This is a genomic window from Micromonospora sp. ANENR4, from assembly GCF_015354395.1.
GTDB lineage: Bacteria > Actinomycetota > Actinomycetes > Mycobacteriales > Micromonosporaceae > Micromonospora > Micromonospora aurantiaca.
Map to the genome: position 1 here is coordinate 382265 of NZ_JADKYQ010000004.1, position 23509 is coordinate 405773.

Here is a 23509-nt window from a genome sequence, read left to right on the forward strand (position 1 = left end):
CCGGCACCTGACCATCCGCTGCACAGTCGGCATCACCGCAGCTCAGAGCCGGTTTAGCGGCCGTCGTGAGGTCCCGCGTCCCCGTACACTCGCGCCCGTCGGGGCGTACGGGTGAAGGGTGTTCGACGATGCGGCTTCGCCGGCGCGTGGTCATGCTCGTCGACAACGCGATCGACGGTGACTCGCGGGTGCAGAAGGCGGCGCGCTCCGCCGCCGACGCCGGCTGGGACGTCACCCTGATCGGCTGCGCCCACGTCGACGCCGAACGCCGCTGGCGGCTCGGCGACGCCGAGGCCCGCGTCCTGCCGCTCGCCGCTTCACCGGCCGTCGTCGCCGGCCAGCGCGGCGTTTCCGCTTCGGGTGGCCGTGCGGGCTCGCGCGAGGGCTTCGCGAGCCTGGGCGGCGTGTCCGGGCTGCGGGCGCGGCTGGTGGCCCGGGGCGGGCTCCCGTTGCGCGCGGCGCGGCTGGCCCGCTGTCCGGTGGAGCACGCCCAGGTCCGCTACTGGCGGGCCCGGCTGCGGGACGGGGCCTGGCGGCGGCTGGAGCCGGGCCTCTGGGACTACGAACGGGTCGCCGGGCCCGTCGTTGACGAGCTGCGACCCGAGCTGATCCACGCGCACGACTTCCGGATGCTCGGCGTGGCCGCCCGCGCCGTGGACCGCGCCCGCGCCGCCGGACGCGACGTCAAGCTGGTCTGGGACGCGCACGAGTGGCTGCCCGGCGCACGACCCCGCCGCGAGAACCGCCGCTGGCTGCCCGCGCACCTCGGCTACGTCCGCGAGTACGTCGGTCACGCCGACGCGGTGGTCACCGTCTCCGACACGCTCGCCGACCTGCTGGTACGCGACCACGCCCTGCCCGAACGCCCGACCGTGGTGCTGAACGCCCCGGTCACCACCGCCCCCGAGCCGGCTGCTCCCGTGCCGACCGCCTCCGACCCGCCCGTCCCCGAGCCGGCCGTCCCCGAGCCGGCCGTCCCCGAGCCGGCCGCCCCCGAGGCGCCCGCCTCCGAGCCGCCCGCCCTCGAGTCGGCCGCCTTCGAGACCGCCGACCTGGCCGCTCCCGACCTGCGGCAGCGGTGCGGTCTGCGCCCGGACACGCCGCTGCTCGTCTACAGCGGGGCGATGGCGGTCCAGCGCGGCGTGGACACCGTGGTCGAGGCGTTGCCGCTGCTGCCCGGCGTACACCTGGCGCTCGTCGTCGCCGACCCGGCCGCCGCCTACGTCCGTCAGGTCGTCGCCCGCGCGGCCCGGCACGGCGTGGGCGACCGGGTGCACGTGCTGCCGTACGTGCCGCACCACCAGCTCGTCGAGTTCCTCGCCACCGCCGACATCGGGCTGATCCCGCTGCACCACTGGCCCAATCACGAGATCGCGCTGATCACCAAGTTCTTCGAGTACGCGCACGCGCGGCTGCCGATCGTGGTCAGCGACGTCCGCACCATGGCCGAGACGGTCCGGGCCACCGGCCAGGGCGAAGTGTTCCGCGCCCGCGACGCCGCCGACCTGGCCCGCGCCGTCCGGACGGTGCTGGCGGATCCGGCCCGCTACCGCGCCGCGTACGAGGGCCCGGACTCGCCACTCCCGGGGTGGACGTGGGAGGCGCAGGCCGAACGCCTCGACGCCCTCTACCGCCGGCTGCTCACCCCCACCCGCTGACGCCCGCCACCCACCTCCTGCCACCCACAACCCGCCATCCGCGACCCGCCACCCGCGACCCGCCACCCGCCACCCGCCCGGGTGGAACACCATGGGTGTCTCCGGCCCGTTTTGACACCCATGCCGTTCCACCCGCACCTCGGGAGTCGCATGATCAACTCCACCTCGGCGAAGTGGCGGTATCCGAAGGGCGCCGACCCCGCCATTTCGGGGAAGTGGTGTTGATCTTGAGTCAGCGCGAGCGAGGGCGAGGGTGGGCGCGGGCGAGGGCACGGGGGCGCGCGGGAAAAGGGCTGGGCGGGACGGGGCGGCCGGGCTAGCGTCGAAGTATGCAGAGCAGGCGCACCTTCACCGCCGCAGCCGCGCGAGCTTCCCGCTCGCCGGTTGCCGCCGCCTGACCTGCCCCACACCCACGCCGGCGACCGGAAACGGTCCGCCGGCGTCGTCGTGTCGACGCCGTGAAACGCGCGGCGGGCCGTCCGGTCACCCGTACCCGGAAGGCACCCGCCATGACACCCGACGACATCACCCGGACGTTCCTCGACCACTACCACCGGCACGGCCATCAGGACGCGCCGGAGAGTTCGCTCGTTCCGCCGCCCGGTGACCCGGTGCTGTTCACCACGTCCGGCATGCACCCGCTCACCCCGTACCTGCTGGGGCGCCCGCACCCGGGCGGACGGCGACTGGCGAACGTGCAGCGGTGCCTGCGCACCACGGACCTGGACGAGGTCGGCGACAGCACCCACCTGACCGTTTTCCAGATGCTCGGCTCCTGGTCGCTCGGCGACTACGACATCGCGACCAGCCTGCGCTGGGGCTTCGGCCTGCTCACCGACGGCTTCGGCATCCCGGCGGGGAGGCTGCACGCCACGGTCTTCGGCGGCGGCGGCGACGGTGAAGGGCCGGACGACACCGCGCGGGACACCTGGACCGGGCTCGGCGTCCCGGTGGAGGCGCTGGGCGAGGACAACTGGTGGTCCAACGGCCCGACCGGCCCCTGCGGACCGGACTCGGAGATCTTCGTGTGGACCGGCGACGGCCCGCCCACCGGCACACCCAGCACCGACGCGCGGTGGGTGGAGGTGTGGAACCACGTGCAGATGCGCTACCACAGGCACCCCGACGGCCGGCTCACGCCGCTACCGCACTCCAGCATCGACACCGGCATGGGCCTGGAACGGCTGGAGATGGTGCTGCGCGGCGACCGGTCCGTGTTCACCGGCGACGGGCTGCGGCCGTGGGTGGACGCGGTGGGGGAGCGGTGGGACCTGCGCGGTGCGGACCTGCGCGTGGTCTCCGACCACCTGCGGTCCGCGGTGGTCGTGCTCGGTGACGGGGTACGTCCCGGCAACACCGGCCGCGGGTACGTACTCCGGCGGCTGCTGCGCCGCGCGCTCACGGTGTTGTGGCGCGACGATCCGGCGCGCACCCTGGACGATCTGCCACCCCAGGTGTACGGGGACACGCTGCGCCGCTTCCGCCAGCCGGTCGACGTCGGCTCGCTGCACGCGACGCTGGTGGACGAGGAACGCCGCTTCCGCGGACTGCTGCGACGCGGACGGTCGCTCGTGGACCGGGTACGGGCGCGCGGGCCGCTGACCGAACGCGACTACCACTGGCTGCACGACACCCACGGGCTGCCCCGCGACCTGGTCGACGGCCTGCTCGCCGAGGCGAGCTGAACAGCGGCCTGGCGGGCGGCGGCCAGGCCAGCGGCGGCGGCGCAGCGGTGGCCGCCCGGCCGGGCCGGTGCCAGACTCTGAGGCGGACGCCACGCGAGGGAAGCGGACGCCGCCGCGAGGAGAGGGCTGCCGATGACCGAGGTACGGCCGGATGAGGAGACGGTGCCGCTGTTCGGCGCCGAGGTGCGCATCGCCGACGCGGCCGGGCTGCTCGCCGCCGCCGTCGACGGGCCGGTGGAGCTGCTCGTCGACGGCGACTTCCCGGCCCCGGTGCGGGAGGTCCGCTGCACCGTGCGCGCCGACACCGCAGCCGAGCCGCCGGTGCACCGCTTCGAGGCGTACCTGCGGGTGGAGAGCACCCCGGCGGGCCTGATCGCCCTCGGTCTGGCCGGGCCCGTCGGCGTGCTGCTCGCCGAGCGGCTGGCCGCGCGCGGCGGCGACGGCCCGGCCGCCGCGGTGGGCCGGATCGCCGCGGAGGCCGGCCGGCGCATCTGGCCGCGACCGGTCGCCACGCTCGCCGCGCCGCCCGGCGACGAGGCCGGCCGGGAGGTGCTGCGCGTGGCCCGCGAAGCCGGGCTGCGGCCCCGCGTCGACCAGGACAACGGCACGGTACGCATCCGCGCCGACGTACCAAGCGCCGAGGTGGGTCCGGCGCACCTGACGGCGATGGTCGGCCTGCTGCTCCAGGCCGTACGCGAGTTGTCCGGCGACAGCGACGAGCCGACGGTGCTGCGCGGCCGGACGTATCTTGTGGGGCGGCGACCGGTGACGGCGGCGGCGGGGCCGCGCAGCGCGACGGTGACCCTCGACCAGGTCGGCGGCCTGCCCGACGTGGTCGCGCGGTTCCGCGAGGTGGCGGTGTCGTTCCGGCACCCGGCGGCGATGGCCCGCTGGGGTGCGCGCCGGCCGCAGGGCATCCTGATGTACGGGCCGCCCGGTACCGGCAAGACCATGCTGGCCCGGGCGCTGGCCAACGAGGTCGGCGCGGACTTCGTGGAGATCCGTACCCCGGAGATCCTGGACAAGTACCTCGGCGGCTCGGAACGCAACATCAAGCGCATCTTCCGGGAGGCACGCCGCTACCGGCGGCCCACAGTCATGCTGTTCGACGAGTTCGACTCGATCATCAGCTACGCCGGTGCCGGCGGCGACGCGGCCAGCCAGGCCGTCAACGCCGTCGCGGGCATCTTCAAGCAGGAGATGAACACGCTGTTCGAGGAGAACCCCGACGTCATCGTGGTCGCCACCACCAACTTCCCGCACCGCGTCGACGCCTCGCTGATCCGCTCCGGCCGGTTCGACCTGAAGATCGCCATCCCGGCACCGGACGAGACCGGACGCGCGGAGATCCTCACCAAGATGATCCGCGAGCTGATCGACCGGCACGAACGGCCCGGCTTCACAATGTTCGCCGACGACCTCGACCCGGCCGCCCTCGCCGCCGACACGGCCGGGCTGACCGGCGCGGACCTGCGGGAGGCGCTGCGCCGGGTGCAACTCGCCAAGGCACTCCGGGAGGCGGCGGAGGGTGCGCCACCGGCTCCGATCGGTCAGGATGACCTGCGGGAGGCCGTCGCCGGGTTGCGCCGCGGCTGACCGGAAGGAGTCCACGTTGTCCTCGTCCGATCTGCTGCTGTCCCGCCGCGACCTCGCGTTCCTGCTGCACGACTGGCTGGACGTGACCCGGCTGACCGAACGCCCCCGCTACGCCGAGCACACCCGGGAAACAGTCGACGAGGTGCTCGACCTCGCCGCCCGGGTCGCCGCCGAACGCTTCGCCCCGCACAACCGGGCCGCCGACACCGGCGAGCCCACGTTCGACGGGCAGCGCGTGCGTACCATCCCGCAGGTGAAGGCCGCCCTGGAGGCGTTCGCCGAGACCGGGCTGCTCGCCGCCACCATGGACGAGTCGGTCGGCGGGCTGCAACTGCCGCACACGGTGGCCGCGGCCGCCTTCGCCTGGTTCCAGGCCGCCAACGTCGGCACGTCGGCGTACCCGATGCTCACCCTCGGCAATGCCAACCTGCTGCTCGCCCACGGCAGCGCCGAGCAGATCGACACCTGGGTACGCCCGATGGTCGAGGGACGGTTCTTCGGCACCATGTGCCTGTCCGAACCGCAGGCCGGCAGCTCCCTGACCGACCTGACCACGCGGGCCGAGCCGCAGGACGACGGCACGTACCGGATCGTCGGCACCAAGATGTGGATCTCCGGCGGTGACCACGAACTCGCCGAGAACATCGTCCACCTGGTGCTGGCCCGCATCCCCGGCGCGCCGCCCGGCGTGAAGGGGCTGTCGCTGTTCATCGTGCCGAAGGTGCTGCTCGACGACGACGGCAACCTCGGGCCGCGCAACGACGTGGTGCTGGTCGGCCTCAACCACAAGCTCGGCTACCGCGGCACCACCAACACGCTGCTGAACTTCGGTGAGGGCGTGCACCGGCCGTACGGGCGGGTCGGGGCGGTCGGCTACCTGGTGGGACAACCGCACCAGGGGCTCGCGGTGATGTTCCACATGATGAACGAGGCGCGCATCGGCATCGGGGCCGGCGCCACCGCGCTCGGCTACACCGCGTACCTGAAGTCCGTCGCGTACGCCCGGCAGCGCCCGCAGGGCCGCCCGGTCGCCGACAAGGACCCCACCACGCCGCAGGTGCCGATCGTCGCCCACCCCGACGTACGCCGGATGCTGCTGGCCCAGAAGAGCTACGTGGAGGGCGCGCTCGCGCTGGTGCTCTACTGCGGACGGCTGCTCGACGAGCAGAAGACCGCGCCCGCCGAGGCCGACCGCGAACGGGCGCAACTGCTGCTGGACCTGCTCACCCCGATCACCAAGAGCTGGCCGGCGCAGTGGTGCCTGGCCGCCAACGACCTGGCCATCCAGGTGCACGGCGGGTACGGCTACACCCGCGACTACGACGTCGAGCAGCACTGGCGGGACAACCGGCTCAACGCCATCCACGAGGGCACCCACGGCATCCAGGCCCTCGACCTGCTCGGCCGCAAGGTCACCATGCGCGACGGCGCCGCGCTGGAACTGCTGCTGGAGACCATCCGTGGCACCGTGACCCGGGCGTGGAAGGCCGAGGGGTTCGCCTCGGAGCTGGCCGGTCAGCTCGCCGCGGCGGTGGACCGGATCGCCGTGGTGACACGACGGTTGTGGGCTCCGGGCGATCCGGAGCTGGCGCTGGCGAACGCCTCGGTCTACCTGGAGGCGGTCGGGCACGTGGTGATCGCGTGGATGTGGCTGGAGCAGGTGCTGGTGGTGGAGGCGTTGGGTTCGCCGGACGGAGCCGAGGGGGAGTTCCTGGCGGGAAAGAGGCAGGCGGCGCGGTACTTCTACAGGTGGGAGCTGCCGAAGGTGGGGGCGCAGTTCGACCTGTTGGAAGGGCTGGACCGGACGACGCTGGACATGCGCGAAAGCTGGTTCTGAGGATTGTCAGCCGACGTCTGGGCGGTTCTGACCGACGAACAGCGACTGCGCTGGACGTTCACACCGTTCGCGCACGTCGGCCCGCTGGTGTTCGGAATGACGCACGAGCAGGTGCAGGCTGCTGTGCACGGCGTCCTCGGTGTCGCTTGCTCCGACAGGTGGGCGGATTTCTGGCTTGAGCGGAGTGCGGGCGCGGCGCCGACCGGACCCGCGGTCACCACCTATTACGACGAGTCGAACAGCTTGGCCGGCGTCGCCGTCAACGCCCTTCGCGGACCGCAGGTGACACTGGACGGATTGCGGCTGGTGGGACAGCGGCCCTCACGGCTGGAGCACGATTTCACCGAGCACCTCGCGGAGCGCAGCCTGGAATTGAGGTACTCGCAGGGCGCCGATCCGTGTTCGTCGCAGCTCGGGTTGGTGCTGCGGGTACAACGGGCCGGTGATGTGGTGCTGAGCCGCCCGGTGATGGTGGCGAAAGCATGGGCAGAGGGCTGCTGGGACGTGAGCGAGGGCTGCATCCCGACTCGGGAATGGACGACGTTCGCGTCGTGAAAGGACGTCTCGGCGGAGAGCGCGGCTCGGCACAGCCATAGACAAGGTGTAAAGTCTAAACTCTACGGATCACCGTTGGCGCGCTCCTCGAAAGCGGGGTAACGGTTGAGAGGAAACGCGCGGTGGCTGGTAGCCACCGGTGCCAGCGCAATGTTGGTGGCCGCGACCTGGCTGGCGTGCCAGGTGTGGGCCGACTTGGACGTACAGACCTCAGCAACCGTAGCGGCGCTCGTATGTCCGGTCATCGGTGCGGCCCTGGCTGCGTGGGCCGGCCATTCGGGAGAGCAGAAGGCGGTGGCCGACTCCGACCCGCCGAATAGGCGCCGCGAAGTCGTCTACAACCTCCCGCCACGTAACCCCTGTTTCGTCGGACGAGACATTCAACTCGCCGCTTTCGAGAACGGCATCGAGGAGCGGACGCCGACTGTCGTCCAGGTGCTCCATGGAATCGGCGGCGTCGGAAAAACCACGCTGAGCACCGAATACGCCTACCGTCGACTGCAGCGCTACGACCTGGTCTGGTGGATCGACGCGGAGACGCCGTCAATGATCGGCGGCCAGCTGACGTCGCTGGGCGTCGCGGCCGGATGGGTGAAGACTGCGGCCGACATCCCTTCGGCTCTCCGCGAGGTGAGGCTCCAGTTCTCCCGGACCGATCGATGGCTGCTCATCTTCGACAACGCGGAGGATCCGGCCGCACTGGCGCAGTGGGTGCCCCAGGGGCCGGGGCACGTCATCATCACGTCCCGGAATCCCGCTTGGGAGTTGATGGGAGATCCGGTTGCATTGGACCCGTTCTCGCGGGCCGAATCGGTGGCTCTCATGAGGCGTCTGTCGCCCACGTTGAGCAGCGCTGAGGCGAACGACATCGCCAGTCGTCTGGAAGATCTGCCCCTGGCGGTCGCCCAGGCGTGCTCCCTCATGAACGAGACAGGTATGTCCGCGACGGAATATCTCAAGGAGTTGGACCGCAACGGTAGGGAACTGCTGGAGGACGGGCGCCTGCCCACCTACCCCACGCCGCTGACACAGGTGGTGGTGACCGCTCTCCGGCGGCTGGAGGAGGAATCCCCGGCGGCCGTGCAGCTTCTCGAGATCTGTTCGATGATGGCGGCCGAGCCGATCCCCGTCGAGTTGTTCAGGCCAGAAACCGCCGTCGTGCTGGCAGAGCCGCTGGCGGCGCAGTTGCAGACGACGCTGGGGATGCGCCGGACGCTCGGCTGGATCTCGCGCTACGGCCTGGCACGGGTGGACGGGAAATCGATTCTGCTGCACCGGCTCGTGCAACTGGTGATCAGTGGAAGCATCGACGCGGAACGCCGCCCGGAGATCCGCCGAAGGGCCGACGAGGTCCTGGCGAGCGTCTGCCCGGCCGACAGCAAGAGCACGTCGTCGTGGGAACTCTGGGACCGGCTGATGCCGCACCTGCTGGCTAGCGACCTCGTCGCGACCCCGGCAACATCTCTGCGATCCGCTGCTCATAGGGCGGCCTGGTATCTGGCCGAGCGTGGTGAGCTGGAACACGGTCGAGAGCTGGCCGCGACCCTCTACGAGCACTGGCAGGTCTACCTCGGACCTGATGATCGGCAAACACTTTCCGCCGGCCACACCGTGGGCGGCGCCCTCTGGCGGCAGGCACGGTACGCGGAGTGTCAGGACATGGCTGTCGAGGTGTACAGGCGGAGCCGCCGAGCCTTCGGTGAGGACCAACTGCTCACCCTCAACGCGGCGGATCTCTTCGCGTCCACCCTCCGTGAACTCGGAAAGCCCCGAGACGCGCGTGCCCTGCACGAGGACACCTTGAAGCGGAAGGCGAGGATCTTCGGCGAGGAGCACCTGGAGACACTGGGAACCGCGCACAACCTGGCTCTGGATCTTCGGGCGCTCGGGCGGCACGAGGAGAGCCTGGCCCTCAACCAGGAGACCTACGTGCGTCGGCGGAGAGTACTCGGCGACGACCATCCCCATACGCTGCTCTCGGCCTACGACGTGGTGATCGATCTGCTTGCCGCCGGTCGCACCGATGAAGCTCTGACCCTTTGCCGGGAGACGGTGAGGAAACGGGTCGAGGTGCTCGGGCAGGAGCATCCGGAGACGGTGAAGACGACACGTCTCGCGGAACAGATCGTGTCGGGCGCGGAGGTGGACACCCGATCGCGACTGTCCGGCTGACCGTTATCGGATCGGGTCCGCCGGCCTGCCCGTCTACGATGTCTCGCATGACTTCGTGGTTCCGCCTCGGCCGCGTCGGCATCCTCGTCATCCCCGTCGCGACTGCAGTCGTAGCGTGCGGCACTGACCACCGCCCCTCTACTCCGGAGCCCGGATCGGCGGCCCGGAAGGTCACTGTGGTCCGAGGAGACCAGACCTACCCGGTGACCGCCGAAGTGACCGCCTGGAAGACGACTGTCCACCCCCAGGCACCCGAGCGGGGTCCGGCGGTGCACTTCCACTACCGCTTCACCAGCGGGGACCGGTGGACCGCCACGGAACGCGTCGAGCTTCAGGCCTGCGCGGTCGACGGTCGCAGAGTCGTCATCCTGTGTACGTTGATCGTCAAGGACTCCCTCGTGGACGGCTGGTTCGGGCCCAGCACGGAGCTGGACCTTGCCCGTACATCTGATGTCCTGCTCCTGCCGTACCAGATGTACGCGGGACTTCACGCCGGTGATCCCAAGGACCACGACGGTTATGTCCCGCCGGAGATTCTCGGCCCAGGCAGCCAGCTCTGACAGGCCGATCCACTCGCCATGTCGGGATGCTCGAACCCGTCGGGCACTGCGCCGAACGGCACCGGTCCGCCAGGCGGCTACCGCGCTGCCATGATGGCAAGGTGATCATCCCCGGATACCTGGACGGTTACGAACCGCCGATCCTGCGGTCGCCGCTGGTCGACGGATCCGACCTGATGTCGTACGCGATGTTCTGGCCCACCTTCCTCGCCACCGTCGGCGGAGCCGCGTCGGCACCGGACGCGTTCGGCGTCGATCCAGCCGATCTGGAACCGATCGTCGACGCATTCCTCGACCCGGACCGATGGCCGGTGTTCTCGCTACCGCTCGCCGAGGGCTGTCGCCTGCACGTCGTCCTGCGCAACTACGAGGGCGAGGGGGGCGTCGACTACGTGCTCGACCCCGGCACCGGCGACGTGTCGATCCCCCTCGCCGCGATGGAGGGACATTTCCGAGGGCCGGCGTTCGCATGGCAGGAGGTGGTCGCCGCAGCGCGGCAGCCGGATCCGGACCACACGCCGGCCGAGCGGTTGCTCCTGCTCGTTCCGGCCTGTGCCGACAGCAGCCGCCCGGACACGGCGGTCGACATGACAGCGGAAGCCCTGACCACCCTCGGCGCCCGGTCCGGTGGGCGTCAGCTCAGTGAAGAACTGCTCACCAGCCCCAGGTACTGGGGGCCGTGCCGATGGACGTACGTGGACGACGTTCTCGTCGGCCTCGGACCGGCTACCTACCGCCGTCACGGAGGTGAACTGTCGCCGGAACAACTCCGCCTCGTCGCCACCGCGCTTCAACCTGGCGATGCCGGCATCAAGCGGTAGTCAGGGGAACCTGCTTGGCACCGACAGAGCCTCGTTCGCCGGCTTGGTGCCGGACGCCGTCAGTCGGACGTCAGGTTCCATCGTGCGGGCAGGGTGTCACCGCACAGGGCCGTGGTGTCCTCTGACGTCTACGTCACGGGCGGGCTGGCGGGCGGATTCAACCATGCCATTGGAGCGCCGGTGAGGGCGACGTCGGCGAGACGATGGGCAGACGATGTCTTGAGCGCAGATCGTGAGCTGTCGATCCAGCGCTGCACGTCCGCGACACCCTGATGCCGGTACTCAACCGCTTGGACGAGGCACTCCAACTTGTCCGCGTCGCGGGCCACGATGGCTTCCAGGGTTTCGCCGGCCTCGTACTCTGCGACGGCAGCGTTGATCACGTCGGCAACGGCGGGTGGGCAATCGGCTACCTGGTCGGCGGTGACGGCGGTGTTGGGTGGGGCCGTGAGATAGCGCTTGGCGATGTGGGGGATGTCGGTGATCCGGGTCTCCTGCGTGTCGTGCAGGACGCACAACATCGAGACGCGACCCGGGTCGGCGCCCTCCATGGCCGCGAGCATCATGCCGATGAGTGCCGTGCGGAACGAGTGGTCGGCGATCGACTCGGGGTGCTTCACACCGGCGAACCACCAACCGGTACGGGCAGCGCGCTTGAGCACGCCGGCCTCGAAGATGAAGCTCATGGCTCCTGCGTGCGGATCGTCGGTCATCGGAAGCGCCCTCCCATCCGGCGAGCTTGTCGACATCACGTCACCTCCGCCGTCTCGTCAGTTGATGGGGAGACGGTAGACGAGGTCGTATCGCCCGCCCGGTAGCACAATGTCGGCCGTCTCCACAGGCGTGCCGCTCGCCGTATAGGTCCGCTCGATGGTGTGCACAAACGTGCGGGCCGGCAGGTTGAGAGCCTCGACCTCCTCGGCCGTCGCTGATCGATGGCTGACACGCTCCACGACCTCGTCGACCCGTACGCCGATGGTGTCCATGCGTGCGACGACGCCCTTGATCTCTCCGTCCTCGGGCCACTCGACCGGAGTGCCCTTGGTGAGGGCACGTGGCTCGTACGACACGGAGAGCTGTATCGGGTCGCCGTCGGCGAGGAAGCGGTATGACGTCCGCATCACCGGTGCGCCCGGCTCGATGCCGAGCCGGGCGGCAATCCGCTCATCGGCCTGCTCGTGTCGGCTTTCGTGCTCCCACGTGCCGTGCTGTCCGGCGTCGGCCGCGTCGCGGGCGAACGGGGACGCCGGGCCGTCGGCGGAGCGGACGTCGCGGCCTCGGGCATGACGGACCAGCCGGGTGGTGTGTCGGACGTACACGCCGGATCCGGCGCGACCCTCCACGATGCCCTCGCCCTTCAGCACGGCGATGGCCCACTTGGCGACGGTCCGGCTCACCTCGTACTGGCGCATCAGGCCGGACTCGGACGGCACCTTGGCTCCAGCGGGGAGTTCTCCGGACAGGATCGCGGCACGTAGGTCGGCGGCGATCGTCAGGTAGGCAGGCGGCGTTGGCATGTTGGCGGCACCTCCGGTCAGCCCGACCAGTCGACCACAGGGCGCAGGGGAGCGGCAGGTAGGAGACGTCTCGACGTCAATACAAGAGCACCGATCCACGTACACTGGCGCACGGGTATGCCGGCTTACCGGCCGGTGCCGAAGTCCCAGCCCTCGTCCTGGGAGGCAGGCGAGACATGGCCAGCAAGGCCGACACGATCGGTGCCCGGATCCGCTACTGGCGGATGCGCCGTGGCGGGATGAGCCAGGCCGTTCTCGCCGGGCTCGCCGGGGTCAGCCAGTCCTACATCTCTCAGGTCGAGTCCGGCCGCAAGACGATTGACAGGCGCTCCACCCTGGTCGCTGTCGCCGCCGCGTTGCAGATCACGGTCGCGGACCTGCTCGGTCAGGGCACCGAGACGGGTGACCCGGCACGCGAGCGCGCGGCGGAGTGCGTGCCGGCGATCTGGTCGGCGCTGATCGAGATCGAGGACGGCGAGCGGCGGCCGTCGACGCGTACCCCGGGAGAGTTGGCGGCAGGCATCGCGCGCAGTGAGCAGCTTCGCCACCGCTCGAACTTCCCGGCCATGTCGCAGATGCTGCCCGGCCTGCTGCTGGAGGCTGCCGCGGCGGGCGGCCCGGCGCTCGCGCAGGTGGCGTACCAGGCGTCGGCCTGCCTGCGGCACCTCGGGTACCGACACCTGGCGTTGAACGCGGCGCGGGTGGCGGTGACGGCGGCCGAGGACGTGGCGGAGGCGGCGTGGCTGGGCGCGACCCGCTTCGCGTACGCGCAGAGTCTGCCGATCGAGTCGGCGTCGCTCGCCGCGCGGGCGGCTGACCGGTCGCTCGCGGAGCTTCAGTCCGCCGCCTCCGATGAGCGGGTCCGGCAGATGCTCGGCCAGTTGCACCTGTCGGCGGCTCTGGCCTCGACAGTCAGCGGGCGCCTCGACGCCGCGCGTGACCATCTGACCGAGGCCGCCCGGGAAGCGGCGGCCCTCGGTGACCCGACGGACGGCATGGGATTCAACGGCTGCGGATTCGGGCCGACGAACGTGACGCTGTGGGAGATGTCCATCGCGGCCGAGTCCGGCGAGCCCGGCCGGGTGATCGAGCTGTCCCGCACCGTACGGCCGCAGGTGCTGGCGGCATCGATCCGGCAGATGTCGTACTGGCTCGACCTCGGGCGGGCACTGGCCGATTCCGGTCGCCGGGACAACGAGGCGATAGCGGCGTTCGTGCGCGCGGAGCAGGCAGCGCCGGTGCCGTTCTCCCTCAACCCGCTCGCCCAGGACGCGGTCGTCGCGACGGCGCAGCGAGCCAAGCGGCGGGCCGTGCCGAACGAGCTGCGTCTGCTGGCGGGGCGCCTCGGCATCAGCCTGGCGGCATAACCAGCGGTAATTTCTCCATCACCATGCGGCCCTAGTGTCCGTTTTCGGGTGAGGAAACGCCTCATCCTGCCGGGCGCGACACGGCACTCCCTGGTGAAGTGATCCGTCGCGCTGGAGCGGACGGAGGTGGTGATGGACGGTCGGAACCGATGGCGCCCGACAGGCCAGGAAGCGCAGCAGGCCGAATGGGAGGCGGCGAAACGGAGGATCCTCGGCCTGGCTGATTCCGATCACGCGCAGACAGCATCCAGCGAGTCGGCGGCAGCGCAAGCGCCGCACCGGGATGCGGACGTCGCCGCGCCCGCCAAGCCGCGCCTGCCGTACGAGGGCTACCTCCTCGCCGTCGCGTCGACGCTCGTACGCCGGCATCGCCCGGCCTGGTCGTGGCGGAAGTGGCGGTGGGTGTGCCGCTGCGGTGCGGACCTGCCGTGTCGGAACCGTCACCGCGTACCGATCAATCGCGGTCACTGGCCGTCGCAGGAGGACCAGTGAGCACCGCTGAACAGGCGATCCTGGCGGTGCACGTACGGGGTCTGGACGGGATGTGCGTGGGTTGTCGGCTGTGGTGGGCGCGGCTGACTCCGTACCCCTGCTGGCAGGTCGCGTGGGCGACCAGCCGGCAGGCGCGCGCGAGCGTCGCCCGCTTCCTGGGGGTGCGCGGGTGAGCACCCACGGGCCGGTGCTGCCGGTCTGGACGTGCGGGGGGTGCGGTGTGCCGTGGCCGTGCGCGACGCGGCGGCGGGAGCTGCTTGCGGAGTACGAGGGTGCGCCGGTGTCGCTGGCGGTGTACCTGGGGGCGCAGCTGGTGCGAGCGACTGCGGATCTCAGCTGGGCGCCGGCGGGGACGTTGCACCGGCGGTTCCTGGGGTGGGTGCGGTGAGCGTGCTGCGGGCCGGCGACGAGAAGTTCCACTACAGCGACGGGTCGCACCGGTGGACGGCGCCGGATCCGGGGTACGACCAGGAGGTGTGGGAGGAGCAGGTCCGCCAGCACAAGCTGCGGCACCTGCGCAACGAGCGCCCGAGGGTACGCATCCGACGGATCGTGTGACGGGTGCGAGACTGGGCCGGTGACTCACCCGCTCGCGCGCCGCGTCCACGACACCTGCCATCTCACCGGCCGGTTCCATCTCCGATCCGGGCAGGTCAGCGACGAGTACTTCGACAAGTACCTGTTCGAGGGGAAGCCGGAGCTGCTGCGCGAGGTCGCCGAGGCGATGGTGGCTCTGCTGCCGGAGTGCGACGTGCTGGCGGGGATGGAGATGGGCGGCATTCCGATTGCCACGGTGATGTCGCAGCTGACCGGGCTGCCGACGGTCTTCGTGCGCAAGCAGGCCAAGGAGTACGGGACCGCGAAACTGGCCGAGGGCGGCCGCGTGAGCGGTCTGCGGGTCGTGGTGATCGAGGACGTCGTGACCACGGGAGGCGCGCTCCTGGCCTCGTGTGGACAACTCCGGTCCGTCGGTGCCCAGGTGGAGACGGTGGTCTGCGCCATCGACCGCGAGCAGGGCGGGCGGGAGAACCTGGCGGCCGAGGGGCTGCACCTCCGCGCCGCCCTCACCCGTCGTGATCTGGAAGCATCGCTGACGGCGTAAAGCTAGGGCTGCTCCGGGCCGCTGCTGGCGTTGTACGCGTTTTTGGCGGCGACCACTGCCGCCTGGATGTGCGCGGGGTCGACGCCGTGGACGTTGAGCGGCGGGTGCAGACGCCGGACGAGTTCGGCCTCGATGATCGTCGGCTCGGGGTCTTCCGCCCAGGTCAGGTGCAGATTTTCGTGCATCCAGGCGGTCAGCCGTGCCTCGTCCTCGGGGACCAGGACGACGCGGTCGGTCCAGGTGGTCCGGTAGCCCTCGGAGACGAGGAGGCCGGCAAGTGTGCGGCGCAGGGTCGAACTGCCCGAACGCCTCAGATGGTTGCGCAGGATCCGGCCCCGCAGGCTGGTCGCCCGGCCGAGATAGATCATCCGCCGCGACGGGTCGGTGTCGTTCGGTGGCCCGGGGAGGTCGGGAAGGACCGAGGGCAGGGCCCACCAGGCGTAGACGCCGCTGCCGCGGGCGAGCCGCTTGACGGCGACGTCGAGTGCGACCGGCGGGCCGGTCAGCAACCGCAGGGCCGCGTCGACCCGTTCTTCGTCGGTCGGGACGACGGCGGGCCGCCGTTCGGGGAAGGTCACCGGGACCATCCTAGGCGTTCGGCGGGTCGAGATCGGGGGGAGGTGCCCGACTACCTGGATACCGGCAGAGGTGCGACCAGTGGCGAAGCCGAAGCCGGGTACGTCGGCAAGGAATCCGCTGAAGTCGCTAACGTCGTCCTCGTGAGCGATCATCATGGCGGCGCTTGGACGCTGCATCGGCGCGACGACGGCGGGTTACTTGCTGATCTCGTGGTGACCGGTGGCGACCTCCCGTGGCTTAACGCTCGTGTCGACCCGAGGGAGGGGCTCGCAGAAGTCCGGCCGCTCTTCGCCGAGGAACTGCGGCTGCTCGATGGCATCGATGAGGATGTCGAGTCATGGGAGCGCGCATACGACGCAGTCCGAAACGCCGTGACGCTTCGGTACCCGGAGGGCCAGGAGGTTCCTGAGTTCCTCCTCCACATCGATGGCAACGAGGCGTGGTGGCGGTGGAGTGACAAGCCGTTTGACCAGGAGGACGCCTAGCCAGGGCGCTCGATCGGCGGCAGAGGCGCGCACGTGACCTTGGTCAGCGCGTCCGGTCGAGCCGTCAGGCGTACGAGGGCCGGCGCGGGTCCAGCAACTCGGTGATGCGGCCACGGTCGAGGACTTCGATGAGTGCGTCGGTACCGCGTTCGACCTTGACTGCAATCTCCTCTGGGTGCAGAGGGATCAGCGCGAGCAACGCGATTCGGATGCCGCCGTCGACGTCGATCGTCCGCGCCTCGGGCGGCACCCGCAGCATCGGCGTGACGACGACTCCGGCGAACGGGGTGTCCGTAGCGTACGGCTGCGCGGGATCGCCGTTCGGCACGGAATGCCATTCGCCGATCCAGGTTCCGTACTCGTGCGGCAGCCGAGCTACCTGCTTGAGGATTCGCAGCGGCCACCCGGTTTCGTCGCCGAAACCGGCTGCATCGGTCAGCGGCCAGTCTGCCGGCAGGCTGAGCATCAGTTCGGCGTACGGGCTGATGTCGTGGCCCTCCGGGACCGTCATCGGCAGCTCGCTCATCCCTGAAGTGATCAGCGTCCGGTACGGGCGTTCCTCGGTCGGGGCCACGACATGGACATGCACACCGACCAGGTGTGAGGCGATCTCGTGGTAGACGAACTCGACGGGCCCGAAGTGTTCCTCAATGTGTCGGTCGATGGCGTCGGCGAAGGCCTGCTGCGGCCCTTGCGCCGGTACGAACCCGTCGTGCAGCGACTGATGACGGAGGACTCCTGACCCACGCGACTCGTCCATGGCGACGCAGCCTATGCAAAGGCCCAGCGGGTGCGCGACCGGGGCATGCTCACCGGCACGTGCGTGCACGGGGATCGAGCCGATACATACGCCGTCGACACGTGCGCTCACGCACCCGACGACTGGACCTGAGCTCCGCCCGCCGGGAGAGCAACACCTGTCCTCGCTCACTCGGTGAACTCGGTCCAGGAGACAGCGCGGTCGAACCGCTGGGCGGCGAGGTCGTCGACACGGATCATGAAGCGGCCGAAGTAGACGTAGTCACGGGTCTCGAACTGCACCAACGGGAGCCACTCCCGGCGGACCCGCTGCAACTCCTGTTCCACGAGGAAGGCTTCCTGGACGCGGTCGATGCCGGTCAGGCGGCCTCGAAGCTTCGTCTCCGCCATCTCCAGCTCGGGATCGTCGTACAGATTGCCGTAGGACACGCCACCGGTGTGCCACGAGTAGCCGCCGAACTGGAAGGCGGCGAAGTCGGCGGCCGGCCAGAGCCGGTCGACCAGGGCACACAATTCCCGACGATGCGGCATGTCGCGCGCCAGCTGCTGTTGAAAGACGGACAGGTCCGCATCCTCCGCGGTCAACCACGAGGGCAGGGCGGCCTGGACGACAGCGAAAAGGTCCTGCTCGGGAGCGATGAAGTCACGGTCCGCGTAGTAGGGATGGGCAGCGTAGTCAGCCGGCAGCTGCGCTGTGGTCTCCGTGCCGGCCCGCACATACAGCAGCCTCCCGTACTGCTGCTCGTCGCTGCGCTCACACACGTCGTAGTCCTCTTCGTGATGCAGGAACACCAGCAGGGAGCCGTCCGACGGTAGCGGCAGGCGCTCGACCCGCGGCAGCGCGGCACAGTCGAAAGACGCGATGAACGGCAGCGGGTAGCCCTCCGGGTCGGTGGGCCACGGCATGCCGACCGGGAGCTGCGGCAGGCCGCCGGCCCGGCCGACGAGCAGGTCGGCGGGCCGCTGGGGCGGCAGATCCCGAGAATGCGCCGCGAGCTCGCCGTTGTACCGCTGACTTGTCCAGATGGCGAAGCGCAGCAGTTCGGCGAACGTCGCCGTCTCCGTCTCGGTGAAGCCCGCGTCGGTCGCGGCTCGCCGCAAAAGCCCGTAGTGATCCACGGACATCATGCTGACAGGTCTGATTTGACCGGCGGCGGCAGGCATCCCGTATTCGATCTTCGGCATTACCGGACGTTTCGTCTTCGGCTGACCTGGCCTCACGAGGGCTGCGGTGATCGTCTTGCCTCAGAGCTGATAAGCCGCTGAACTGCGGTGGCGGAGGTGCACCCGGCAGGATTTCGAACCTGCGGGCTTGGGGCTAGAGGAAGATCGGAGTTGGTGGGTCGACTTGGCTGTACGGATGGCTGTGCGGCTACGGCGGAACGACAGTGACTTGCGGCCAGCGTCTGCCGGGGTCATGGCGCGAGAGACGCGCTCGTGAAAGCTCGACCGTGATCCTTCGTGGATTGCGCCGCCACACACCATCGAGCAGGTCTTCCAGCCCACGCGGGACACAGACGTGCAGTGTCTCGGCAGAGTCGAGACGCACGGCGACACAGGTAGCGGTTTCGGGCCAGGTGGCTACGGCATCGGCCACGGATCCGAGTGCATCGACTGGACCCGTACCGAACACGCTCTCGTACCAGATGTGCACCGCGGCTTGGTTGGTCGCCTCCCACGGGACCGCCGGATCATGGCGTCGTAGAAGCTCGGTTGCCGCGACGTCGCTGCCCGGGGTGAGGTCGCTGGCGTCGAAGAATGCAACGTCGACGTCCCGAACGTCCCGGGGGTTGAAGCCGGCTCCATACCGTTGGTCCCAGACGAGATCCCGCAGGACACCCGCCCCTACCCACGCGTCCGGTAGACCAGCTTCCCGCACGGTCGTCAGGACGTTGAGTAGCCACGGACACGACACGATCAGCTCGGCCAATTCGGTCGTCTGCGGACCGCGCGGCTCAAATGCGAGCGGCAATGGTTCCCCCAGATACGTGCGCGCGCCCCGATACAGCCTGCGAAGTCATCAGCGCGGCGAGTAGTCGATCGGTCGGCGCCGAATTGCTTCCCACTGGATCCACTTCCCGGGGGCGGGCGGTGTACTGCACGGTGAATCCTCCGTGTGTTGGCCACACGTCGTTGCGGATCACCCGGGAACTGATTCCGTTCAAGTGACGGTGTCGGTCTGCCACATCACGACGGCATCCTCTCACCTCCCGGCACCACTAGACCGACCTCGTAGGCGCACACGACGAGCTGGGCTCGATCACGGGCCGACAATTTGAGCAGCAGTCGGCTCACGTGGGTCTTCACCGTGTTGAGGCTGACGGTGAAGTGTTCGGCGATCTCCGCGTTCGACCGGCCTGCCGCAACCTGAACCAGCACTTCCCGTTCGCGCTCGGTCAGTTCGTCGAGCGCTCCCGGCGCGGTTGCCAAGGCGCGGCCGGACGTGCTTCGCACGAACTCCGCGACCAGTCGGGTGGTCACCCGTGGGGTCAGCAGGGCCTCACCACCGGCGATGGTGCGGATGGCGCTGAGCAGGTCTTCCGGAGGGGTGTCCTTGAGTACGAAACCGCTTGCTCCGGCACGCAGCGCGGCGAAGACGTGCTCGTCCTCACCGAAGGTCGTGACGATCAGCACACGGGCGTCGATGCTGTCGTCGTCGGCGATGTGCCGGGTGGCTTCGAGGCCGTCCATGACCGGCATGCGGATGTCCATGAGCAGGACGTCCGGCCGAAGTGCACGGCTCTGCCGGACCGCCGCGGCACCGTCGGATGCCTCGCCGGCCACCGTGAGCCCTGGTGAGGTTTCCAGGAGCACCCGGAATCCGGCTCGTACCAGCGCCTCGTCGTCCACGACCAGGACACGGATCGGCTCGGTGGTGCCGTCGGCGCCGACCGCCGGTTCAGCCACGGCGCTTCCCCTCGCTGCGGTCAGCGTGTGCCGTCCGGCTCGTCGATCGTAGTGGGAACTGAACGCGCACTGCGTAACCACCGTCCGGACATGGGTCGGCCGTGACGGTGCCCTCGTACAACGCGACACGGTCCCGCATCCCGGCCAGGCCGTGTCCGCTGCCCGGCCCGGCCCCGGACGGACCGGCGACGGGGGCGGCGTTGAGCACCGAGATGCTGAGTCCGTCCGGGCCGCTGGTGACCTCGACGGATGTTGTCACCCGGCCGGCGTGGCGGACCACATTCGTCAGCGCCTCCTGCACGACCCGGTAGGCCGACTCCTCGACCGGTGGTGGTGCGCCGGCCGTCTCGGACAGTGTGAGCGTGATCGGGTAGCCGTCATCGCGGAGATTGTCGACGAGCGACCGGATGTGTGCGAGTGTCGGTCGTTCGACGGCCGGGCCGGCCGTCAGCGCACCCGCCGTCAGCGCACCCGCCGTGCCCAACGGATTCCCCGAAGCGTCCCGCAACGAGTGCAACACCGCTCGTAACTCGTCCAAAGCGCTGCGGCTGGCCGTCTCGATCGCCGACAGCGCGGCCCGCGCCTCCTCCGGCCGCTGTTCGAGCACCACCCGTGCCACGCCCGATCGGACCGCGATCATGCTCAGCGTGTGCGACACGATGTCGTGGACGTCCGCCGACACCCGGACCCGTTCCTCGGCGCGGACCCGGCGCTCCGCCTCCCGGGCCCGCTCCGCCGTCTCCGCGCGCAGCCGACGCTCCGCCTGTCGACGGGTACCGAACGCGTACCCCACCAACCAGGCTGGAATGGCGAGAACCAGTTGGATCGCGTTCTTCCCGGTGGCCGGATGCAACTGCATCGCGATCAGTTCCGCCGTGGTGACCAGCCCGACCGCGGCCACGCTGGCACGCAGCGACACCTCGCGCGGAAGCCGATCGGCCACGGTCAGCACCGCGATCCCCAACGCCGGGCCCGCGTTGCTGTGGAACACCGTGAAGCCGACATCGGCCAGCGCCGCCACGGCGAGGACCAGCGACACCGTCACGAGCACCGGTATCGGGACCGCCCGGCGCGCCGCCAGCGGCACGGCCGCGGCGGTGCCGAGGAACAGGATCGCCGCCGTCGGCCCATGTCCGGAACCGCGGAGCAGGACCGGGAGAGTGAACAGTCCGAACGACCCGACGGCCAGAGCGATGTCGAGCAGATCGGGCGATGGCAGATCGGTCCGGCACAGTCGCATGTGGATCACGCTAGCGAGACGTATCGACGAAGGCGTCATGCGCGAGAATGACCGTGCCGCCTCCGAGGGAGGCCCCGGATCATGCCGGAGAGCGACGCCCGGGCCGGTCGGTGTGGCGCAATGTTCCAGTCATGACAAACCACCGGCTGCAGCTGTCCCGTCCCGCCGTCGTCACCGCGACCGTTTCCGTGATAGCCGGACTGGCCAGCGGAGTCGCGAGGTACCTCCACCGATCCGACACGCTCGAACCACAGATCGCGGGCACTGAGGCGTGGCTGCCGCATCTCGGCGTCCTCGTGGTCGTGACCGTCTGGTTCGCGGTGGCATCCCGCCGCAGCCAGCTCGGCTGGAAAGTGGTCTTCGTGCCGCTCGGACGTCCGATGGCAGCACGGATCGGAGCCACATTCCGGTCCGGGGCCGGCGTTCGGGCTTTGCTGCGCTGCCTGGCCGTCGCCTTCCTCGTACTGCTGGAGGTGTACATGGCCTGGCGCATCGGACTGCAGGTCTTCGCCGGGCTGGACCCGAACTTCACCCGCAACGCCTGGGGCGGCCCGTCGTACCTCGGCGCGATGTTCTGCCACTACCTCGACGGCGCCCTGCTGTACCCGATCTGCCACGTCCTGCTCCGGCGAGTCACTGTCCCCGCCCCCGGGAAGAAGGCGTCGCCGCGTGATCGGACGAGGTGAACCCGGGCCACCTACCAAATGCCGATTCGGATGGAGCGGAATTCGGCAATGCAATACGCCGACGGCTTGTCCTCCGTCGACTGATGCGCGACAGCCGTCCACCAACTGTTCTGCGACGCCATGCCGATCGCGCCCTGGCAGTGCGCGACGCGGCGGCGGGAGTTGCCTGGGGAGTACCAGGGTGCTCCGGCCCCTTTCCGCCTGGCGGACGGTTGGTGGCGCGTGGGACGCTCCGGTCATGCGCATCGCCGAGCACATTGCCGCGCTGGATGAGGAAGGCGTCCGACTGGCAGAGGCGGCGGACCGGGCGGGCCTGGACGCACCCGTGCCCACCTGCCCCGGCTGGCAGGTCCGTGATCTGCTGCGCCATGTCAGCGGTGTCCATCGCTGGGCCACGGGCCACGTGATCACGGGACGCCGTCAGCCTTACTCCACTCGCGAGGAGGCGGAGTTCTTCGCCGCAGTCGAGGACGACGAGCTGCTGGACTGGTTTCGGGAGGGCCACCGCGCACTCGTGGACACGCTGACGGCGGCCGACGAGAGCGTTGAATGCTGGACGTTTCTGCCCGCGCCCTCGCCGCTGGCGTTCTGGGCACGTCGCCAGGCTCACGAGACCGCAGTACACCGCGCCGATGCCGAGTCGGCTGTCTCCACGGTTCCCTCCTGGGATCCCTCCTTCGCCGCTGACGGCATCGACGAACTGCTCAGCGGCTTCTTCGGCCGGCCCGGTGGGCGTCTGGTGGCCGATCCACCCCGCAGCATGGCCCTGGCGCCCACTGACGTCGACGCCGGATGGACCTTCCACATCGAGCCGGCCGGGCGCCGCCTGGTCGCCGCTGAGATGCCGGCCCAGCTGACCATCGTGGGACCCGCATCCGAGCTCTACCTCCTGCTGTGGAACCGGAACGGGACTGAACGCCTCGAACTACGCGGGGACGCGGCCGTCCTGGACCTCTGGCGGGCACGGGCCACGATCACCTGGAAATGACGCCGTCATCCCGGCGAGGTCAGCCTGTTGCCGCCCACCGTGGTTCCCATCCGCTCATCGACAGACCCGGATGGGCGAGACAGGCGGTTCGGAAAGCTGGATGCGACCGGCTGCCGTTCGACCTCTGCATTACAGACGCAGTGGGTTCAGCCAAACCATCGGGCAGGTAGGAGCCGCCTCGACGTCAATACGAGAGCTGTGAGCCACTCCGCCATCGCTCCAACTTCCCGGCCATGGCCCAGATGCTGCCCGGCCTGCTGCTGGAGGCAGCGGCAGTCGGTGGCCTGCGCTCGCCCAGGTGGCGCGGCCTGCCTGCGACACGTCGGGTACCGCCGCCTGGCGTTGGGCGCGGGCGCGGGTGGCGGTGACGGCGGACGAGGACGTGGAGCAGGCGGCGTGGCCGAGGGCGACCCGCTTCGCGTACGCGCGAAGCTCCGGACGGGGCCGAGGGGGAGTTCCTGGCGGGTAAGCGGCAGGCGGCGTGGTACTTCGACCGGTGTGAG

Annotated in this window: 24 protein-coding genes; 16 read left to right on the forward strand and 8 right to left on the reverse strand. The window is 70.0% G+C overall.

Annotation, left to right across the window (positions count from 1 at the left end; all coding sequences use genetic code 11):
- Positions 1–152 precede the first annotated feature (152 nt).
- The 8 genes from IRY44_RS09745 (at position 153) to IRY44_RS09780 (ending at position 10884) form a co-directional block, all read left to right on the forward strand.
- Positions 153–1658 (forward strand): glycosyltransferase family 4 protein, encoded by a 1506-nt coding sequence (locus tag IRY44_RS09745; RefSeq protein WP_370584909.1) that lies wholly within the window; start codon positions 153–155, stop codon positions 1656–1658.
- A gap of 509 nt (positions 1659–2167) precedes the next feature.
- Entirely contained in the window at positions 2168–3343 is a 1176-nt protein-coding gene (locus IRY44_RS09750; RefSeq protein ID WP_194800101.1) for an alanine--tRNA ligase-related protein, read from the forward strand.
- 132 nt (positions 3344–3475) lie between these two features.
- On the forward strand, positions 3476–4939 hold the full coding sequence (locus tag IRY44_RS09755; RefSeq protein WP_194800102.1) for a 26S protease regulatory subunit: 1464 nt from the start codon (positions 3476–3478) through the stop codon (positions 4937–4939).
- 16 nt (positions 4940–4955) lie between these two features.
- Positions 4956–6776 carry an acyl-CoA dehydrogenase gene (locus IRY44_RS09760; protein ID WP_194800103.1) on the forward strand — a complete coding sequence of 607 codons (1821 nt, stop codon included), beginning with the start codon at positions 4956–4958 and terminating at the stop codon, positions 6774–6776.
- A 3-nt stretch (positions 6777–6779) separates the two neighbouring features.
- Entirely contained in the window at positions 6780–7331 is a 552-nt protein-coding gene (locus tag IRY44_RS30650; RefSeq protein WP_228531761.1) for a hypothetical protein, read from the forward strand.
- Between the two features lie 195 nt (positions 7332–7526).
- Positions 7527–9503: an FxSxx-COOH system tetratricopeptide repeat protein gene (fxsT, locus tag IRY44_RS09770; protein ID WP_194800104.1), complete on the forward strand. Its 1977-nt coding sequence runs from the start codon at positions 7527–7529 to the stop codon at positions 9501–9503.
- A gap of 47 nt (positions 9504–9550) precedes the next feature.
- Positions 9551–10063 carry a hypothetical protein gene (locus tag IRY44_RS09775; RefSeq protein ID WP_194800105.1) on the forward strand — a complete coding sequence of 171 codons (513 nt, stop codon included), beginning with the start codon at positions 9551–9553 and terminating at the stop codon, positions 10061–10063.
- Between the two features lie 101 nt (positions 10064–10164).
- Positions 10165–10884 carry a hypothetical protein gene (locus IRY44_RS09780; RefSeq protein WP_194800106.1) on the forward strand — a complete coding sequence of 240 codons (720 nt, stop codon included), beginning with the start codon at positions 10165–10167 and terminating at the stop codon, positions 10882–10884.
- Between the two features lie 128 nt (positions 10885–11012).
- On the opposite strand, the gene IRY44_RS09785 is transcribed toward IRY44_RS09780, so the two are convergent.
- Both IRY44_RS09785 and IRY44_RS09790 read right to left on the reverse strand, forming a co-directional pair.
- Positions 11013–11597: an HD family hydrolase gene (locus IRY44_RS09785; RefSeq protein WP_194800107.1), complete on the reverse strand. Its 585-nt coding sequence runs from the start codon at positions 11595–11597 to the stop codon at positions 11013–11015.
- A 57-nt stretch (positions 11598–11654) separates the two neighbouring features.
- Complete coding sequence (locus IRY44_RS09790) at positions 11655–12401, reverse strand: GntR family transcriptional regulator (protein WP_194800145.1); 747 nt, start codon at positions 12399–12401, stop codon at positions 11655–11657.
- A 176-nt stretch (positions 12402–12577) separates the two neighbouring features.
- On the opposite strand from IRY44_RS09790, the gene IRY44_RS09795 reads away from it, so the two are divergent.
- From IRY44_RS09795 to pyrE, 5 genes are all read left to right on the forward strand, one after another.
- Positions 12578–13768, forward strand: coding sequence for a helix-turn-helix domain-containing protein (locus tag IRY44_RS09795; RefSeq protein ID WP_194800108.1), 1191 nt, complete (start codon positions 12578–12580; stop codon positions 13766–13768).
- A gap of 245 nt (positions 13769–14013) precedes the next feature.
- Positions 14014–14433, forward strand: a complete 420-nt coding sequence (locus IRY44_RS31245) for a hypothetical protein (protein ID WP_194800146.1) — start codon at positions 14014–14016, stop codon at positions 14431–14433.
- Entirely contained in the window at positions 14430–14648 is a 219-nt protein-coding gene (locus tag IRY44_RS31250; RefSeq protein ID WP_348651251.1) for a hypothetical protein, read from the forward strand. Before IRY44_RS31245 ends, IRY44_RS31250 begins: the two co-directional genes overlap by 4 nt.
- Positions 14645–14818, forward strand: coding sequence for a hypothetical protein (locus tag IRY44_RS09805; RefSeq protein ID WP_194800109.1), 174 nt, complete (start codon positions 14645–14647; stop codon positions 14816–14818). The genes IRY44_RS31250 and IRY44_RS09805 overlap by 4 nt, the downstream gene beginning before the upstream one ends.
- Before the next feature lie 19 nt (positions 14819–14837).
- Positions 14838–15362: an orotate phosphoribosyltransferase gene (gene pyrE, locus IRY44_RS09810; protein ID WP_194800110.1), complete on the forward strand. Its 525-nt coding sequence runs from the start codon at positions 14838–14840 to the stop codon at positions 15360–15362.
- Positions 15363–15364: 2 nt separating this feature from the next.
- On the opposite strand, the gene IRY44_RS09815 is transcribed toward pyrE, so the two are convergent.
- A complete protein-coding gene (locus IRY44_RS09815; protein WP_194800147.1) occupies positions 15365–15949 on the reverse strand; it encodes a GIY-YIG nuclease family protein in 585 nt (194 codons plus the stop codon).
- Positions 15950–15982: 33 nt separating this feature from the next.
- Here IRY44_RS09815 and IRY44_RS09820 point away from each other — a divergent pair, with 33 nt between their 5' ends.
- A complete protein-coding gene (locus IRY44_RS09820) occupies positions 15983–16426 on the forward strand; it encodes a hypothetical protein (RefSeq protein WP_228531845.1) in 444 nt (147 codons plus the stop codon).
- Between the two features lie 64 nt (positions 16427–16490).
- Here IRY44_RS09820 and IRY44_RS09825 read toward each other — a convergent pair whose 3' ends face one another.
- The 5 genes from IRY44_RS09825 to IRY44_RS09845 form a co-directional block, all read right to left on the reverse strand.
- Positions 16491–17186 (reverse strand): suppressor of fused domain protein, encoded by a 696-nt coding sequence (locus IRY44_RS09825; RefSeq protein WP_194800112.1) that lies wholly within the window; start codon positions 17184–17186, stop codon positions 16491–16493.
- Positions 17187–17353: 167 nt separating this feature from the next.
- Positions 17354–18370: a DUF1963 domain-containing protein gene (locus IRY44_RS09830; protein ID WP_194800113.1), complete on the reverse strand. Its 1017-nt coding sequence runs from the start codon at positions 18368–18370 to the stop codon at positions 17354–17356.
- 187 nt (positions 18371–18557) lie between these two features.
- Positions 18558–19115: a nucleotidyltransferase family protein gene (locus tag IRY44_RS09835; protein ID WP_228531763.1), complete on the reverse strand. Its 558-nt coding sequence runs from the start codon at positions 19113–19115 to the stop codon at positions 18558–18560.
- 257 nt (positions 19116–19372) lie between these two features.
- A complete protein-coding gene (locus tag IRY44_RS09840; RefSeq protein ID WP_281600922.1) occupies positions 19373–20035 on the reverse strand; it encodes a response regulator transcription factor in 663 nt (220 codons plus the stop codon).
- 49 nt (positions 20036–20084) lie between these two features.
- Complete coding sequence (locus IRY44_RS09845) at positions 20085–21332, reverse strand: sensor histidine kinase (protein WP_194800115.1); 1248 nt, start codon at positions 21330–21332, stop codon at positions 20085–20087.
- 302 nt (positions 21333–21634) lie between these two features.
- Between IRY44_RS09845 and IRY44_RS09850 the strand changes: the two genes are divergently transcribed.
- Both IRY44_RS09850 and IRY44_RS09855 read left to right on the forward strand, forming a co-directional pair.
- A complete protein-coding gene (locus tag IRY44_RS09850; protein ID WP_194800116.1) occupies positions 21635–22018 on the forward strand; it encodes a hypothetical protein in 384 nt (127 codons plus the stop codon).
- 238 nt (positions 22019–22256) lie between these two features.
- Positions 22257–23006, forward strand: coding sequence for a maleylpyruvate isomerase family mycothiol-dependent enzyme (locus tag IRY44_RS09855; RefSeq protein WP_194800117.1), 750 nt, complete (start codon positions 22257–22259; stop codon positions 23004–23006).
- Positions 23007–23509: the final 503 nt, after the last annotated feature.

Bases quoted from the DNA above. Each gene is read 5' to 3' on its own strand.
- IRY44_RS09745 (WP_370584909.1), top strand. From the start codon at position 153: ATGCTCGTCGACAACGCGATCGACGGTGACTCGCGGGTGCAGAAGGCG.
- IRY44_RS09750 (WP_194800101.1), top strand. From the start codon at position 2,168: ATGACACCCGACGACATCACCCGGACGTTCCTCGACCACTACCACCGG.
- IRY44_RS09755 (WP_194800102.1), top strand. From the start codon at position 3,476: ATGACCGAGGTACGGCCGGATGAGGAGACGGTGCCGCTGTTCGGCGCC.
- IRY44_RS09775 (WP_194800105.1), top strand. From the start codon at position 9,551: ATGACTTCGTGGTTCCGCCTCGGCCGCGTCGGCATCCTCGTCATCCCC.
- IRY44_RS09785 (WP_194800107.1), bottom strand. From the start codon at position 11,597: ATGACCGACGATCCGCACGCAGGAGCCATGAGCTTCATCTTCGAGGCC.
- IRY44_RS09790 (WP_194800145.1), bottom strand. From the start codon at position 12,401: ATGCCAACGCCGCCTGCCTACCTGACGATCGCCGCCGACCTACGTGCC.
- IRY44_RS09795 (WP_194800108.1), top strand. From the start codon at position 12,578: ATGGCCAGCAAGGCCGACACGATCGGTGCCCGGATCCGCTACTGGCGG.
- IRY44_RS09815 (WP_194800147.1), bottom strand. From the start codon at position 15,949: ATGGTCCCGGTGACCTTCCCCGAACGGCGGCCCGCCGTCGTCCCGACC.
- IRY44_RS09825 (WP_194800112.1), bottom strand. From the start codon at position 17,186: ATGGACGAGTCGCGTGGGTCAGGAGTCCTCCGTCATCAGTCGCTGCAC.
- IRY44_RS09830 (WP_194800113.1), bottom strand. From the start codon at position 18,370: ATGCCGAAGATCGAATACGGGATGCCTGCCGCCGCCGGTCAAATCAGA.
- IRY44_RS09845 (WP_194800115.1), bottom strand. From the start codon at position 21,332: ATGCGACTGTGCCGGACCGATCTGCCATCGCCCGATCTGCTCGACATC.
- IRY44_RS09855 (WP_194800117.1), top strand. From the start codon at position 22,257: ATGCGCATCGCCGAGCACATTGCCGCGCTGGATGAGGAAGGCGTCCGA.